12 protein-coding genes are annotated in these 14,226 nt (G+C 63.8%); 9 read left to right on the top strand and 3 right to left on the bottom strand.

Annotation, left to right across the window (positions count from 1 at the left end):
- Positions 1-288: 288 nt before the first annotated feature.
- Positions 289-1,551, bottom strand: coding sequence for a DUF3422 domain-containing protein (locus tag WH87_RS07030; protein WP_046137937.1), 1,263 nt, complete (start codon positions 1,549-1,551; stop codon positions 289-291).
- A gap of 165 nt (positions 1,552-1,716) precedes the next feature.
- On the opposite strand from WH87_RS07030, the gene WH87_RS07025 reads away from it, so the two are divergent.
- The 5 genes from WH87_RS07025 to WH87_RS07000 all read left to right on the top strand — a co-directional run bounded on the left by WH87_RS07025 (position 1,717) and on the right by WH87_RS07000 (position 7,545).
- Positions 1,717-3,276 carry an aromatic amino acid lyase gene (locus WH87_RS07025; protein ID WP_046137936.1) on the top strand — a complete coding sequence of 520 codons (1,560 nt, stop codon included), beginning with the start codon at positions 1,717-1,719 and terminating at the stop codon, positions 3,274-3,276.
- Positions 3,277-3,357: 81 nt separating this feature from the next.
- Positions 3,358-4,269, top strand: coding sequence for a glycine betaine ABC transporter substrate-binding protein OsmF (gene osmF, locus WH87_RS07020; RefSeq protein WP_046137935.1), 912 nt, complete (start codon positions 3,358-3,360; stop codon positions 4,267-4,269).
- A 207-nt stretch (positions 4,270-4,476) separates the two neighbouring features.
- Entirely contained in the window at positions 4,477-5,670 is a 1,194-nt protein-coding gene (locus WH87_RS07015) for an ABC transporter permease (protein ID WP_046137934.1), read from the top strand.
- A 196-nt stretch (positions 5,671-5,866) separates the two neighbouring features.
- Positions 5,867-6,802, top strand: coding sequence for an ABC transporter ATP-binding protein (locus tag WH87_RS07005; protein WP_046137932.1), 936 nt, complete (start codon positions 5,867-5,869; stop codon positions 6,800-6,802).
- Positions 6,799-7,545 (top strand): ABC transporter permease, encoded by a 747-nt coding sequence (locus WH87_RS07000; protein WP_046137931.1) that lies wholly within the window; start codon positions 6,799-6,801, stop codon positions 7,543-7,545. Before WH87_RS07005 ends, WH87_RS07000 begins: the two co-directional genes overlap by 4 nt.
- A 450-nt stretch (positions 7,546-7,995) precedes the next feature.
- Here WH87_RS07000 and WH87_RS06995 read toward each other — a convergent pair whose 3' ends face one another.
- The gene (locus WH87_RS06995) at positions 7,996-8,865 is read right to left on the bottom strand and encodes an NAD-dependent epimerase/dehydratase family protein (protein ID WP_046137930.1); all 870 of its coding nucleotides are present in this window, start codon (positions 8,863-8,865) and stop codon (positions 7,996-7,998) included.
- A gap of 151 nt (positions 8,866-9,016) precedes the next feature.
- Between WH87_RS06995 and WH87_RS06990 the strand changes: the two genes are divergently transcribed.
- Together WH87_RS06990 and WH87_RS06985 are read left to right on the top strand one after the other, a co-directional pair.
- Positions 9,017-9,355 (top strand): SH3 domain-containing protein, encoded by a 339-nt coding sequence (locus tag WH87_RS06990; protein WP_052726251.1) that lies wholly within the window; start codon positions 9,017-9,019, stop codon positions 9,353-9,355.
- A 192-nt stretch (positions 9,356-9,547) separates the two neighbouring features.
- Entirely contained in the window at positions 9,548-10,543 is a 996-nt protein-coding gene (locus tag WH87_RS06985; RefSeq protein ID WP_046137929.1) for an asparaginase, read from the top strand.
- Positions 10,544-10,659: 116 nt separating this feature from the next.
- Here the strand turns inward: WH87_RS06985 and WH87_RS06980 are convergent, their stop codons facing one another.
- Positions 10,660-11,970: a TIGR03808 family TAT-translocated repetitive protein gene (locus WH87_RS06980; protein ID WP_052726250.1), complete on the bottom strand. Its 1,311-nt coding sequence runs from the start codon at positions 11,968-11,970 to the stop codon at positions 10,660-10,662.
- A 117-nt stretch (positions 11,971-12,087) separates the two neighbouring features.
- On the opposite strand from WH87_RS06980, the gene WH87_RS06975 reads away from it, so the two are divergent.
- Together WH87_RS06975 and WH87_RS18930 are read left to right on the top strand one after the other, a co-directional pair.
- The gene (locus tag WH87_RS06975; RefSeq protein ID WP_046137928.1) at positions 12,088-13,602 is read left to right on the top strand and encodes a helicase HerA-like C-terminal domain-containing protein; all 1,515 of its coding nucleotides are present in this window, start codon (positions 12,088-12,090) and stop codon (positions 13,600-13,602) included.
- A gap of 5 nt (positions 13,603-13,607) precedes the next feature.
- On the top strand, positions 13,608-14,168 hold the full coding sequence (locus tag WH87_RS18930) for a hypothetical protein (RefSeq protein ID WP_052726249.1): 561 nt from the start codon (positions 13,608-13,610) through the stop codon (positions 14,166-14,168).
- The last annotated feature ends 58 nt before the right edge of the window (positions 14,169-14,226 follow it).

Here is a 14,226-nt window from a genome sequence, read left to right as displayed (position 1 = left end):
GGAGAGGGGGGGGTGGGGGGGGTGGGGGGGGGGGGGGTGGGCGGGGCGGTGGGGGAAGTACGGATGGGAGGGGATGTGGGTGGGGCGGGGGCGGGGAGGGTGATGGACCTCTCCTGTCACTGCCTCACTGTCGTTGGATGGGACCACACCTGATATCTCCACGTCGTCACCACCCGGCTTGTCCGGGTGGTCCATCTTGGCTCGCGCCGTGGGGAGGGGTGGATTGCCCGGACGAGCCGGGCAATGACGATGGGGAGGGTTTGGGGCTACTCAGGGGAGCGGCCCTGCCTAATGCTTTGGTTCGTGCGCCTTGCGGACGCCGCGGGCCATGAGCCATACGGCGATCACCACGAACGGCGCGGCGATGGAGAGGGTCATGGTCTTGGGCCAGTGGAGTTCCTCGAGTGGGCCGGCGAAGGCGTAGCTGAGGATGCCGAGCAGGTAGTAGCTGATGGCGATGGTCGAGAGGCCTTCGACGGTGCGTTGGAGCAGGAACTGGCTGCGCGCGGTCTGGGCGATGCTGTCGAGCACAGCGGAATTCTGCAGCTGCATATCGACGCCGATGCGCACATTGAGCAGGCCAATGGCGCGCTCGATCTTGTCGGAGAGAACCGCCAGGCGCTTTTCCAGCGCGGCACAGGTGGCAAGGCCCGGATCGACGCGATTGCCGATGTAATGGGTGAGCGTGGAGCCGCCCGACGTCGAGCTTTCGCGCAGACCTGCGAGGCGCATGCGCAGGATATCGCCATAGGCGTGGCCAGCGGCAAAGCGATAACCGAGGCGTTCGGAGAGCTTGCCGGAGCGCACCGAGAGGGCATGTAGCGAGGTGAGGGCGGCCTGCACCAGTTGCGGGGTGGTAGCGTCGGAAAGACCTTCGAGCAAAGCGGTCAGCTCGATTTCGATGGTGCGCAGCTCGGGCGAGGTGGCACGGGCCAGCGGCAGGCCGAGCAGGGCCATGGTGCGGTAGGTTTCGATTTCGAGCAGGCGGCGCGTGATGATCGACCGGCGCAGGGGCGTGAGGCCGCCGGCAGCCAGCTCGAAGCGGGTGAACTTGTCGGCGTCGGGCACAAAATCGGTCGCGACCTGCCCCTTGCCGCCGTCGATATCGGCAAGGCAAAGGCTAGGCAGATTGAAGCCCGGCACCAGACGCTCGGGGACCGTGCTGTCGCTGATGACGTCGATGCGCATCGCGCCGATCAGCAGGCCATCGCCAAGGGCAGCGAGACCCAGATCATCGGGCCAATTCTGCTTGTCGGTGAGCGTGCCGCGCCAGGTGACGGTGACGAACTCGGTGTGAAATTCCCACGTCACGTGATGGGTGGCGGTGGTAAAGCCGTGCTGGCGGGTGCCGGCACCAGGCGCGGGAACGCCTGCATCTTCGCAATATTGAGTGAAGCGAGCGAACACGCGCATCATCGCGCCGGCCTCGGCAGGCATCACGAATACGAGCCGCCTTATGCGGCAGGACTCTGGCACGACCTCGACCGGGCGGGCATGGACTTCATCCATGATATCAGCGCGATAGGGGTGGTCTTTGATGGACGGGATCACTGGATTTCTCGCTGCTGCCGGTATCGGTGATGAGATGGCTTAAAGCCGTTGCAGACAATGATACTTTTGGCCGCAGACGATAGTTCGTTAGCTGTTCCGAAAATGGCATAGCCGTTCAGGAAAATGCGCTATCGCGGGACTAGAGATTTCCGCTAGCTTGGCAGCATGAATAATCTCGCGCCACACATCGCCGCACCTTCAATCCGCCTCAATGGCAAGCCTTTGAGCTTTGCCGACATTGCCCGTATTGGCGCGCGGCAAGCCAATCTTGTCGCCGACGAAGACGCCATGATCCGCGTGGCGGAAGCCCGCGTGGTGGTGGAAGAAGCCATTGCCCATGGCCAGCCGGTCTACGGCTCGACCACCGGCGTTGGCGCGATGAAGGATGTGGAGTGGACCGACGACCAGCTGGAGGCCTTCAATATGGGGCTGGTGCGGGCGCACCACTTCGGCACCGGCGAGGCATTCCCCAGCGACATCATCCGCACAGCCATGGCCATTCGCGTCAACATGGCGCTGACCGGCCGGGTCGGCTGCACCACCGATCTGGTGGAAGCCTATCTTGCGCTTCTGTCCAGCGACGTGGTGCCCGTGGTGCGGCGCACAGGCTCGATCGGTTGCGCCGACATTGGCCTGATGGGTCAGATCGGCGCTGTGCTGACGGGCTCGGGCGAGGCGGTGTTTAGCGGTCAGCGCCTGCCGGCCGCCGATGCGCTGTCTGCCGCCGGGTTGACGCCGTTCCGGCTCAAGCCGCGCGATAGCCTGGCCTCGATCTCAACCAATGCGGTGGGCTATGCCGCCGCTGCCCATGCGCTGCGTGATGCTGCAAGCACGGTGCGCGTGATGCTGGCGACGGGGCTGACCACGGCGGGGGCGCTGGGCGCTTCGCGTGATCCTTGGAAGGCCGTTGCCCATGTCGGCACCGAGCGCGAAGCCGGGATCGGTGCGTGGCTCTATTTCAACGCCAAGGGCTGGGACTGGCCCAACGCCACCCACATTCAGGACCCGCTGAGCCTGCGCATGATGAGCCAGGTGTTTGCCACCGGCTTTGAAACGCTGGTGGTGGCAGGCAATACGCTGCTGGCCGCAACCGGTCGCACCGACGACAATCCGGTGGTGGCGGGCGGGCAGGTGCTGACTTCGGGTGGTTCGCTGCCGCTCGATGTGACGGTGTTCCTGCAGACCGCGCAGCTGGGGCTGGCCCATATCGCGCGCAACTCGTTCAATCGCTGCGTGCTGCTGGGCAATGGCGGACGGCGCGATCTGCCGGTGAACCTGGTGGCGCCCGGCGCTATCGCCACCGGCTTTGGCCCGATCATCAAGCTGGCAGGCGAACTGTTTGCGCGCGTGCTGACCATGACCAACCCCATCTCGGCCAATTCCATGGTGGTGGCGGGCGGCATGGAAGACGAAGCCGCGTTTCTACCGCTGGTGGTGGAGCGGCTGGAGCGTCAGGTGCTGGCGCTGCGGCGTCTGGCAGCGCTCGAGGCAATGCTGGCGGCGCAGGCCATGGACATTTCAGGCGACCGCCCCGGCAATGTCCCCGGGATCATCTATAACCTCGTGCGCAGTCACGCAGAATTCTATTCGGCGGACCGCCCGTTGTCGTCCGAAGTCGAGGCGGTGGAATTGGCACTTGGCACCGACGCGCTAATGAACGAACTTATTTCCCATTCGAAGATCATGGAGTTGGACGAGTTTTTCGCTCTGGGCCCGGTTGACTAGAATTTGCGGCCTCGCTCAAATCTTACAACAGGTTAGGTTAGGGATAACCGGGTTTCTGACCCGGAGAAAACGGAGAAACCAATGCGCCTCACATCCAAGCTTCTGAGCGCCGTCGCTGCGCTTGCTATCACGGTGACCGCCGCTCAGGCTCAGGTTGTCGTCTCTTCCAAGATCGACACTGAAGGTGGCGTTCTCGGCAACATCATCAAGCAGGTGCTGGAAGCCAACGATATCGCCGTGACCGACCGTATCCAGCTCGGCGGCACGCCCATCGTGCGCGAGGCGATCACCGCCGGCGAAATCGATATCTACCCAGAATATACCGGCAACGCCGCGTTCTTCTTCGACAAGGCAGACCAGCCAATCTGGAACGACGCCGCATCGGCCTATGCCGAAGCCGCCAAGCTCGACTATGACGCCAACAAGATCGTCTGGCTGACGCCAGCGCCGGCCAACAACACCTGGGCCATCGCGCTGCGCAATGACGTTGCCGAAGCCAACAAGCTGGTGACGTTCAGCGAATTCGGCGCATGGGTTGCTGGTGGCGGCGACGTCAAGCTGGCCGCATCGGCCGAGTTCGTGAACTCGCCAGCCGCGCTGCCCAAGTTCCAGGAAGTTTATGGCTTCACCCTCAAGCCAGATCAGCTGGTGACCCTGTCGGGTGGCGACACCGCAGCGACCATCGCCGCTGCCGCGCAGCAGACCAACGGCGTCAACGCTGCCATGGTCTATGGCACCGACGGTGGCATTGCTCCATCGGGCCTCAAGGTTCTGGAAGACGACAAGGGCGTGCAGCCGGTCTACCAGCCAGCGCCGATTATCCGCGAAGCCGTGCTCAAGGAGCACCCACAGATCGAAGAACTGCTCAAGCCCGTGTTTGAAGGCCTGACGCTCGAAGTTCTGCAGGACCTCAATGGTCGCGTGCAGGTCGGCGGCGAAGCGGCCTCGGCTGTCGCAACCGACTACCTGACCAAGGGCGGTTTCCTGAAGTAGGTTACAACTCGGATGCTGAGGCACTGCCCCGGCATCCACCCACTCACCCGACGTCACCCTCGGGCTTGACCCGAGGGTTCTGCGCTAGCCGAGTGCGCAGCAAGTGAAGACCCCTCGGGTCAAGCCCGAGGGTGACGAGCGGTGGCTTGGGCAAGACCGTTCCAGTGCAGCCTCCGCGAAGCTAACAAGTATCGACTTGGAGCCCGCATGAGTATCGCCGACACTGCCGTGCCGACGCATCGACCACGCTGGCTGGCGCTCGACAAGCTGGGCGTGATGATTGCGCTGATCGCCATCGCGGGGGCGGCTTTGCCCTTTGCGCTGTTCCGCGCCAACCGCATTGTGCCGGGCGAAACGCGCTCGTTGCTTGACGCGCTGCCGACCTTTCAATCGACACTACTGATCATCTTTCTGCTGGTGGGCTTTGTCGCCGCGCTGCTGCGCGTGCCGGTGCGCGCCAAGTTGGCGGTGGGCTTTGTCGTGCTGGCGGCCCTGTTCATTCTCGTCGGCCAATCAGCGACCTATCTGACTCCGCCCGACAATACCTTTGCCCGCGTGTCGCCGGGGGCAGGGTTCTGGCTGCTGGTGTTTGCTTTTGCGCTGCTGGTGACCGACGCGCTGACGCGGCTGCGTTTTGCGCCGCTGGTGCGGATTGGCATCCTGATTGTCGTGGCGGCGGCGTTTGCGCTGCTGCTGTGGAGCGGCAGCTGGAACGACCTGTCCATGCTCAAGGAATATGCCACGCGCGCGCCCGCCTTCTGGGCCGAGGCGCGCACGCATCTGGCGTTGGCCTTTGGCTCGGTGGCCATAGCCGTGGTGATCGGCGTGCCGATTGGCGTGCTCTGCTACAAGGTGCGTCCGCTGCGCGCGGCTGTGCTCAATACGCTCAATATCGTCCAGACCATTCCATCCATTGCGCTGTTTGGCCTGCTGATCGCGCCGTTGGCCTGGGTTGCGGCCAATGTGCCGGGCGCGTCGGCCATCGGCATTTCCGGCATTGGTGCGGCCCCCGCGCTGGTGGCGCTGTTCGCCTATTCGCTGCTGCCGGTGGTGTCCAATACGGTGGTTGGCCTGCAAAGTGTTTCGCCCGCTGCGGTCGACGCGGCCAAGGGCATGGGCATGACCGGGTGGCAACGGCTGGCCGGGGTGGAGCTGCCGCTGGCCTTTCCGGTGATCCTGACCGGTATCCGCATCGTGCTGGTGCAGAATATTGGCCTCGCCACCATCGCTGCGCTGATCGGCGGCGGCGGCTTTGGCGTGTTCGTATTCCAGGGCATCGGCCAGACGGCGATGGACCTGGTGCTGCTCGGCGCCGTGCCCACCGTGGCGCTGGCCTTCGCCGCGGCTGTGGTGCTGGACGCGCTCGTTGAAATGACGAGCCGGGGAGGGCGACGGGTATGATGGCTGCTGGTCTGGTGTCAGATTTCGCCTCGCACACCGCACGGTTCCCTCTCCCCTCAGGGGAGAGGGCTAGGGTGAGGGGTGCGATGCAACAGAAGCGCACTGACGGAAACACTGCACCCCTCACCCGGCGCTTCGCGCCGACCTCTCCCCTGAGGGGCGAGGTGAGAAGGGCCTGGTTGTTGGGGAAAGCTACATGATCGAGATCGACGACATCACCAAGGCCTATGAGGGCACCGTTGTGGTGGACCATGTGAGCCTGACCATCGAGCCGCGCAGTATCTGTGTGATCGTGGGCACGTCGGGGTCGGGCAAGACCACTTTGATGCGGATGATCAACAAGCTAGTGGAGCCGACCTCGGGCCACATTCGCATCGATGGGCAGGATATCGCCGAGATCCCGGCCTATGAACTGCGGCGGCGAATTGGCTATGCCATTCAGGGCCATGGCCTGTTTCCGCACCGCACGGTGGGGCAGAATGTGGCGACGGTGCCCAAGCTGCTCGGCTGGGACAAGAAGAAGACCGCAGACCGCGTCGATGAATTGTTGAGCTTGTTCCAGCTCGATCCCGCCGAATTCCGCAATCGCCTGCCGCATGAACTGTCCGGTGGCCAGCAGCAGCGCGTCGGCGTGGCGCGGGCGCTGGCGGCGGGGCCGAACATCCTGTTGATGGATGAACCCTATGGCGCGCTCGATCCGGTGATCCGTGCCAAGGCGCAGGAGGACCTGCTGTCCATCCAGCGCAAGTTCGGCACCACCGTGGTGCTGGTGACTCATGACATGGAAGAGGCGATCCACCTCGGCGACAAGATTGCCGTGATGGACAAGGGCAAGCTGCTGCAATTTGCCAAGCCCGAAGAGATCATTGCCCATCCGGCGACACCCTTTGTGGCCGAGCTGATCGGCACCAGCGAGCGGCCATTCCGGCTGCTGTCGCTGGCCAAGGTGGCCGACCATATCGAGGCCGGTGAAGTGGGCGGCGAGCCGATCGAGGCCAGTGCCTCGCTGCGCGATGCCTATGCCGAACTACTGTGGTCGGGTCGTCCGGCGCTGCCGGTGCGGCGCGATGGATCAATTGTGGGGCAGGTGACGCTGGCCCGGCTGTCGCAGTTGGCGGCGCGGCCGCAATGAAGATCGGCAATCTCATACGGCTCGTTATCTTCGGACTGCTGCTGGTCTTCCTGATCCAGCCTGAGCTGTTTGCCGGGTTCTTCGGGCTGTTCACCAAGAACAACCAGCCGGCCATCTACAATCAGGGCAGCCTGCTCGATATTACGCTCAACCACCTTGGCATTGTGGCGGCTGCGACGCTGGCCTCGACCATCATTGCCGTGGGGCTGGCTATTGTGGTGACGCGGCCCTTTGGGGCGGAGTTCCTGCCACTGTCGCGTAGCCTGGCCAATATCGGGCAGACCTTTCCGCCTGTGGCCGTGCTGGCTCTGGCGGTGCCCATGCTGGGTTTTGGCACCGCGCCGACGCTGGTGGCGCTGTTCCTCTACGGCCTGCTGCCGATCTTTGAGAACACGCTGACCGGGCTGACCAACCTGCCGCCCGCCGTAACCGACGCGGCCAAGGGCGTCGGCATGTCCGGTTGGCAGCGGTTGATCAAGGTGGAACTGCCACTGGCGCTGCCGGTGATCCTGGCGGGTGTGCGGCTATCTGTGGTGATTTCGCTGGCGACGGCGACGATTGGATCGACGGTGGCGGCGCGGACCCTGGGCGAGGTGATCATTGCCGGGCTGCTGTCGAGCAATACCGCGTTTGTGCTGCAGGGCGGGCTGATCGTGGGCGTGCTGGCCGTGTTAATCTACGACGCGTTGTCGGCGCTGGAGCGGTTTTTGATGAAGCGCACGGGGCAGTTGGGGCGGGCGTGAGCGCGGTGGGTTGGGGTCACCCCACCCTCGGTCCCTCCCCATCAAGGGGAGGGAGGCGCTGGGGCGTGGTCGGTGTGCCACGGAAATCTTGTCACCCCGGCCTTGAGCCGGGGTCCATCTCAAGGTTGTTGAACGGCCGCTCTGTGGGGTGGGGCACCATCTCAGGATGGATCCCGGCTCAAGGCCGGAATGACATTGTGGGTACGGCACGATTTCGCCCACTCACAATCGCTGCCCCCGGACTTGATCCGGGGGTCTCTCCTCACATGGCGTGCGCTGACAGTGACCCGCGGATCAAGTCCGCGGGAAGCGTCAGTGGGTGGGGTAGCGTGGGTGGCCCAGACGTTTGGACCTCGCGCTGCGTCATTCCCGCGAAAGCGGGAATCTCACTTGGTGGCGCGCAGAAGGGGGATTCCCGCTTTCGCGGGAATGACGTGGTGTTGGCGGTGACTACCCCTTCGCGTCGACTTCGCTTTTCCAGCTGTATTGCGGGGAATAGCCCAGCATGCGTTTGGCTTTTTCGATGGAGAGCAAGGTGCCGTTGGCGCTGAGATTGCCTTTGGTGGGGACGTCGGGGAACACTTCGGCCAGCAGCGACATGTTTGAGCGGCTCATGACCGTGTCGGCATTGGCGATGATGAACGCTTCAAAGCCGGTGAAATCGGCCTGAATGGAGCGGCGGACGGCCTGGGCGCCGTCGCGGGCGTCGATATAGCCCCAGAGGTTCCATTTGCGGGCGCGCGGGTCGGCGTCGAATTTGGGGAAGGCGGCGTAGTCTTCCGGGTTCATGACATTGGAAAAGCGCAGGCCGACAATGCGCAGGCTGGGGTCCCAGCGGCAGAACTGGGCGGCCATGGTTTCGTCGAGCAGCTTGCCGAGCGAATAGGCGCTTTCGGGGCGCGGATAGTATTCCTCGTCCACCGGCGCATAGGGCGGCGGCGTGTCGAAAGGCAGGCCGAGCACGGTTTCGCTGGAGGCAAAGACGATGTTCTTGATGCCCGCCAGTCGGCTGGCCTCGAACACGTTGTAAGTAGTGGGCACATTGTTGGCGAAGGTGCGCGCATTGCCGGCAAGGCCCGGCGCAGGAATGGCGGCGAGATGCACCACGGCATCGAACGGCCCGCCGCGCTCATCCACACCACCCAGAATGGCGGCGGCCACTTCCCCGAAATTGGTCAGATCGATGCGCACGCTAGGGCAGATCGGCTCGGGCAGGGCCTGCTGATCGATATTGAGCACGTCATAGCCATGCGCCACCAGATCGCGCAGCACGGCGCGGCCCAGCTTGCCGCTGCCGCCCGTCACCAGAACCTTGGCCATCGCGTCACCTCCTCGTTTTGGCAAGCGTCGCACGGAACGCCGAGGCTGTCAGCCACATGAACGCTTTCTGAACGGCGATATCAGGGTCGGTTCAAGCCGGGTGGGGCAATGTCGTCTCAACAACGAAACATCGGGTTTGGGAAACGACAAAATGAACAAGCAACAGGAAAAGGTTTTGGTCGCAACGCTCTGTGGTCTGGTGATGGTCGCCGCTGGCGCCTTCGCCGTGCAGCCCGCCATGGCCGCCGGTTACACTGTCGAGCAGCCTGCAACAGTCAGCGGCGTTGCCCACTGGGACCAGCTCAATGTGCGCAAGTGGCCAGCCGCCTATTCTCAGAAAATCGGCGCCTTCAACTATGGCAGCACGGTCTGGGTCGAGCGCTGCATTTCGGCTCAGCAGGGCTCGGACTGGTGCCTCGTCAAATCCGGCACCGCCAAGGGCTGGGTTAACTCGCGCTACCTCAGCGCCGTCCAGACCTGGTCGAACTAAAACATTACATCGGCGCAGGCGGAGGCCTGGCGAGACACGGTAAGACACCCCGCCGCAGATCGTACACGCGCCCCACCGGGCCTCCACCTCCGCCGATGTACCTCTTTCTTTCGTGCCTGCCTCCTCCCATGCATGTTGACTTTTCCGGTCCTGCGCTGTTCTCAAGACAGCCTGGGCCGGAGTTTTTTTGATATGGATGCCAATCCCGTTCTCGCCGAAACCATTCGTGGCAACTGGGTGGAGAACCGCCATCGCGGCGCCTTTGCCGTTATCGACGCCGATGGCACGATCATCGCCTCGGCTGGCGATATCGAGCGGGCGATCTTTCCGCGCTCGGCCATCAAGTCCATGCAGGCGCTGCCCATTTTCGCGCGCCACGCCGATGAGAAATTCCACCACACACCCGAAGAGCTGGCGCTAGCCTGTGCCTCGCACCACGGCGAAGATGTGCATGTGACCAAGGTCGCCCACTTCCTCGACCGCATGGGCCTGTCGGTAAACGATCTGGAGTGCGGTGCGCATGTACCGACCAATCCGGCGGCGCGCGAAGCCATGCGCGCGGCGGGTGGCGAACCCAGTGCGTTGCACAACAATTGCTCGGGCAAGCATTCGGGCATGCTGAGCGTGGCACTGGCCATGGGCATTCCCACAGCGGGCTATGTCGGGCGCGAGCACGAAGTGCAAAAGCAGGTGCGCGCCGCCGTGGAGGCCGTGATCGGTGAGCCGCTGAGCGAAGGCAAGTGCGGCACTGATGGCTGCTCGATCCCCACCTATGCCGCGCCGCTGCGCGCCTTCGCCTTCGGCTTTGCCCGCATGGCCAGCGGCAAGGGCCTGACGCCCGAGTTTGCCCTGGCCGCGCAACGCTTGTTCGACGCCGCGACCAGCAATCCGCTGCTGGTGGCGGGCACGGGCCACGCCGATACGCTGATCATGGAAGCCTTCAAGGGCCGGGTGATGCAGAAAATCGGCGCGGAAGCCGTGCAATGCGGGGCGATCCGCAACAAGGGCTGGGGCTATGCGCTCAAATGCGACGACGGTAACATCGCCGCGTCACAGGCCATGCTCGCCAAGGTGCTGCTGGAGATCGCCGACCCCGACGACGCGCAGCGTAAACTGCTGGAAGGCTATGCCCACCAGACCATCAAGAGCGTGCGCGGGGCGGAAGTCGGCGAACTCAGGGCCGTCTGAGGCGCGACAAGCTCAGTACACCTCATCCTGAGCGTGTCGAAGGACAAGGTCGTTGCACCAAAGCCTCCACTCGCGCGACCTCGTGGTTCGACGGGCTCACCATGAGGTCTCTACGATTAGTTTCCGACCGTGACATTGGGGTAGCGCGCGGCGTTGGTGGCGAGGTCGGGTTCGACGACGTCGCGCCAGGCCATGCCGGCGATGGCGATACCGGAATCGCTGATGAGATTGTCGGCGATGTGGACCTTGCCCGCGCCATCGACGACGCTGACGGCTACGCCAATCACGGTGGTCGAGATGACATTGGAGGCGATGATCACGTTGCGCAGATAGGGGCCGGCGCCCGCGCCAATGCCGGTGCCCGGGACCTTCTGTACGGTATTGCCGGTGATGGCGGCGTCTGCCTCGGCGAAGATGCCATAGGGGGTGCTGTCCGGATTGACCGGCGAGGTCGGCATGATGTTGCGCACGATATTGCCGGTGCACACGGCAAGCTGGCCGCCAGAATCGAAATTGGTCATCGAAATGCCGCCCGCCGCGCCGTCGACGATGTTGTTGGCAATGATGGAGCCGGAAAAGGCGAACTCGGAAAAGATGCCGACTTCGCCCGAGCGCAGGCAGGTATTGCCGCTGATCTGGGTATTGTTGGTGGAGTTGAGGCGTACGGCGGTGAAGGCGCAATCGGCGATGTGATTGTTGGCGATGATCACCTCGTCTGCCCGGAACACATTGATGCCATTGCCATTCTGGCCGTTACCGCCCTTGGCCCAGTCGATTTTCGCGATGTGATTGCCGGTGATGATCGAGCCATCAGCGCCATTCGCGGACCGCCAGACGCGAATGCCGGCATTGCCGCAGCGCTCGATGCGATTGCCCGCGATGACGAGGCCGCGGCTGTTCATGCTGTGAATGGCGGCATCGGCGAGATCAGTGAACCGGCAGTCGCGGATCGTTGCCGCAGATTCGGAGATGGAAAGGCCGGTGGAGCCGCGGCTGCAACTGCAGCGTTCGAGCGTGATCGCGTCGCTGGCGTCGATGCTGAGCAGGGCGTCGTCCCCGGCATCGCTCGCGCCGAGGAAGGCGATGTCGCGCAACACGATATCGCTGGCGCCTGCGATTTTGCCGATGAAGCCGCCTGAAGCGGCGATCAGTTCGGTGCGACCCGGCACGCCTTCAACGATCAGATTGCTCGGGAACACCAAATTGGCGGCGACCAGGCGGCCAGCGGGCAGGCGCAGGGTTTGGCCCGTTGCTGCGGTGCTGTCGAGCGCGCGTTGCAAGGCCGTGGTGAGGTCTTTGCCGCTATCGGCAACAATGCCAAGGCTGGCCGCGTCGAACTGCGACTGCGCGGCGGCCGGCGCGACAATGGCAAGGGTCGCGATTCCGGCGAGCACGCGACGGCGATTTGAAAGCATCGTCTGGGTCATGGCCCATCATGCCTCGACTGCGGCATGCTCGCCATCAACAATGGAAAACAGAGTTACGCATTGTCCCGCAGCATCGCGGACGTCTATAAGAACGCAACACGAATGATGGGTGTCCCAATGCTCGCTGACGACAAGATCTACCTCGGAAACAGCACGCATCCCGAATATCTGGCGCTGAAATACGGTAATCGCCACGGTCTGGTGACGGGCGCGACGGGCACCGGCAAGACGGTGACGCTGCAGGTGCTGGCCGAGGGCTTTTCGGCTGCGGGCGTTCCGGTGTTTGCCGCTGACATCAAGGGCGACCTTTCAGGCGTCGCCAAGATGGGCAAAGCGCAGGGCTGGCAAACCGAGCGGGCCAAGGAAATCGGCTTCGACGATTACAAGGACGACGTGTTCCCGGTGATCTTCTGGGACCTGTTTGGCCGTCAGGGTCACCCCATTCGCGCAACGATTTCGGAAATGGGCGCGCTGCTGCTGAGCCGCATGCTGGAGCTCAACGACACCCAGGAAGGCGTGCTCAACATCGCCTTCAAGGTCGCCGATGACGAAGGCCTGTTGCTGCTCGACATGAAGGACCTGCGGGCACTGCTGATCGATATTCAGCAGCGGGCCAAGGACATTTCCGTTCGCTACGGCAATGTGACCACCGCTTCGATCGGCGCTGTGCAGCGCGCTTTGCTAGTGCTGGAACAGCAGGGCGCCGAGAACTTCTTTGGCGAACGCGCGCTGGAAATCGCTGATCTGATGCGGACCGACCGCGACGGTCGCGGCTTTATCTCGATTTTGGCCGCCGACGAGCTGATGCGCGCGCCACGGCTCTATGCGACATTCCTTTTGTGGATGCTCTCCGAGCTGTTCGAGGCGCTGCCCGAAGTGGGCGATCCGGACAAGCCCAAGCTGGTGTTCTTCTTTGACGAAGCGCACCTGCTGTTTGACGGCGCACCCAAAGTGCTGGTCGACAAGGTGGAGCAGGTGGTCAAGCTGGTGCGCTCCAAGGGCGTCGGCGTGTACTTCGTGACGCAAAACCCGGTTGATATTCCAGAATCCGTGCTGGCACAGCTGTCTAACCGCGTGCAGCACGCGCTGCGCGCCTATACGCCGCGCGAGCAGAAAGCAGTGAAGGTCGCCGCCGACACGTTCCGCCCCAACCCAGATTTCTCAACCGCCGAAGTGATCACCCAATTGGGGATCGGCGAGGCGCTGGTCTCGGTTTTGGAAGCCAAGGGCATTCCGTCCATGGTTGGTCGCACGCTCATCCGTCCACCCTCTGCGCAGGTGGGGCCGCTGCTGCCTGAAGAGCGCCGGGCCATCATGGCCAATTCGCCTGTGGCCGGGCTTTACGACACCATGATCGACCGCGACTCGGCCTTTGAAGTGCTGGCGCGCAAGGCCAAGGCACAGCAGGACGCCGCCGAGCAGCAACGCATCGACGCCGAACGCGCCAAACTCGACCGCAGCGCGCCTGCTTCGCGTACGGCGACAACGGCGCGCGCACCCAGCACGCCGCGCGCGTCCACACGCCAGACGCCGGCGGAAGCGGCAATGAATTCACTGGCCCGCACGGTGGCCAACCGGCTGGGCAACGCGCTGGTGCGCGGCATTCTTGGCAGCCTGAAGCGGGGTAAATGACGATAATGGATACACTTTCTCCCGCGCCAACGCTGGCCATCTTCGCCTCGGACAAAGGTCCGGGTGACGCTGAACGCGCCTCGATCATGAGCCAGGTCGGCACGCACTTCGCCAAGCGGGGCGCGCGCATCATCTGCATCGCCGAAAAGGGCGTGGTTCCGGTGCCGCTGATCACGGCTGCGCGGGCGTCGGGCGGCAATGTGCTGATCGTCGCCGATAGCCCGCTGGTGCTGCCGCCCGCGTTGGCCGGTGTGCCATTCGAGGTGTTTGGCACGGCGGCCGAACGGCAGGCCCGCGTGGCCGAGCTGGCCGAGGGCTATGTGGCGCTGCCGGGGTCGCTGGCGTCCGTTACCGCATTGTTCAACACCTGGGCATCGGGGCGCGCCGCTGGCCGCACGGTGCCTGTGGTTATGCTCAATCGTCACCGGGCCTATGAAGTCATTCGCGGCTATGCGGCGGACGTTTTAGCACCGGGCCTGCGCGGCTATGAGCACGTGGTGCAGTTCGCCGAGTCGATCGATGACCTGTGGAACCGGGTGACCCGGTTGGTGTCCGAAGCGCGGTAGGTTTTCGCGCCTCGTCTGCTTTCCATCCATGATGCGGCCCGCGGACTCGATCCGCGGG

It is taken from the genome of Devosia epidermidihirudinis, from assembly GCF_000971295.1.
In the GTDB taxonomy this organism is placed as follows: domain Bacteria; phylum Pseudomonadota; class Alphaproteobacteria; order Rhizobiales; family Devosiaceae; genus Devosia; species Devosia epidermidihirudinis.
Note: the sequence above shows the minus strand (reverse complement) of the source record. Positions and strands in the feature narration are given on the sequence as shown.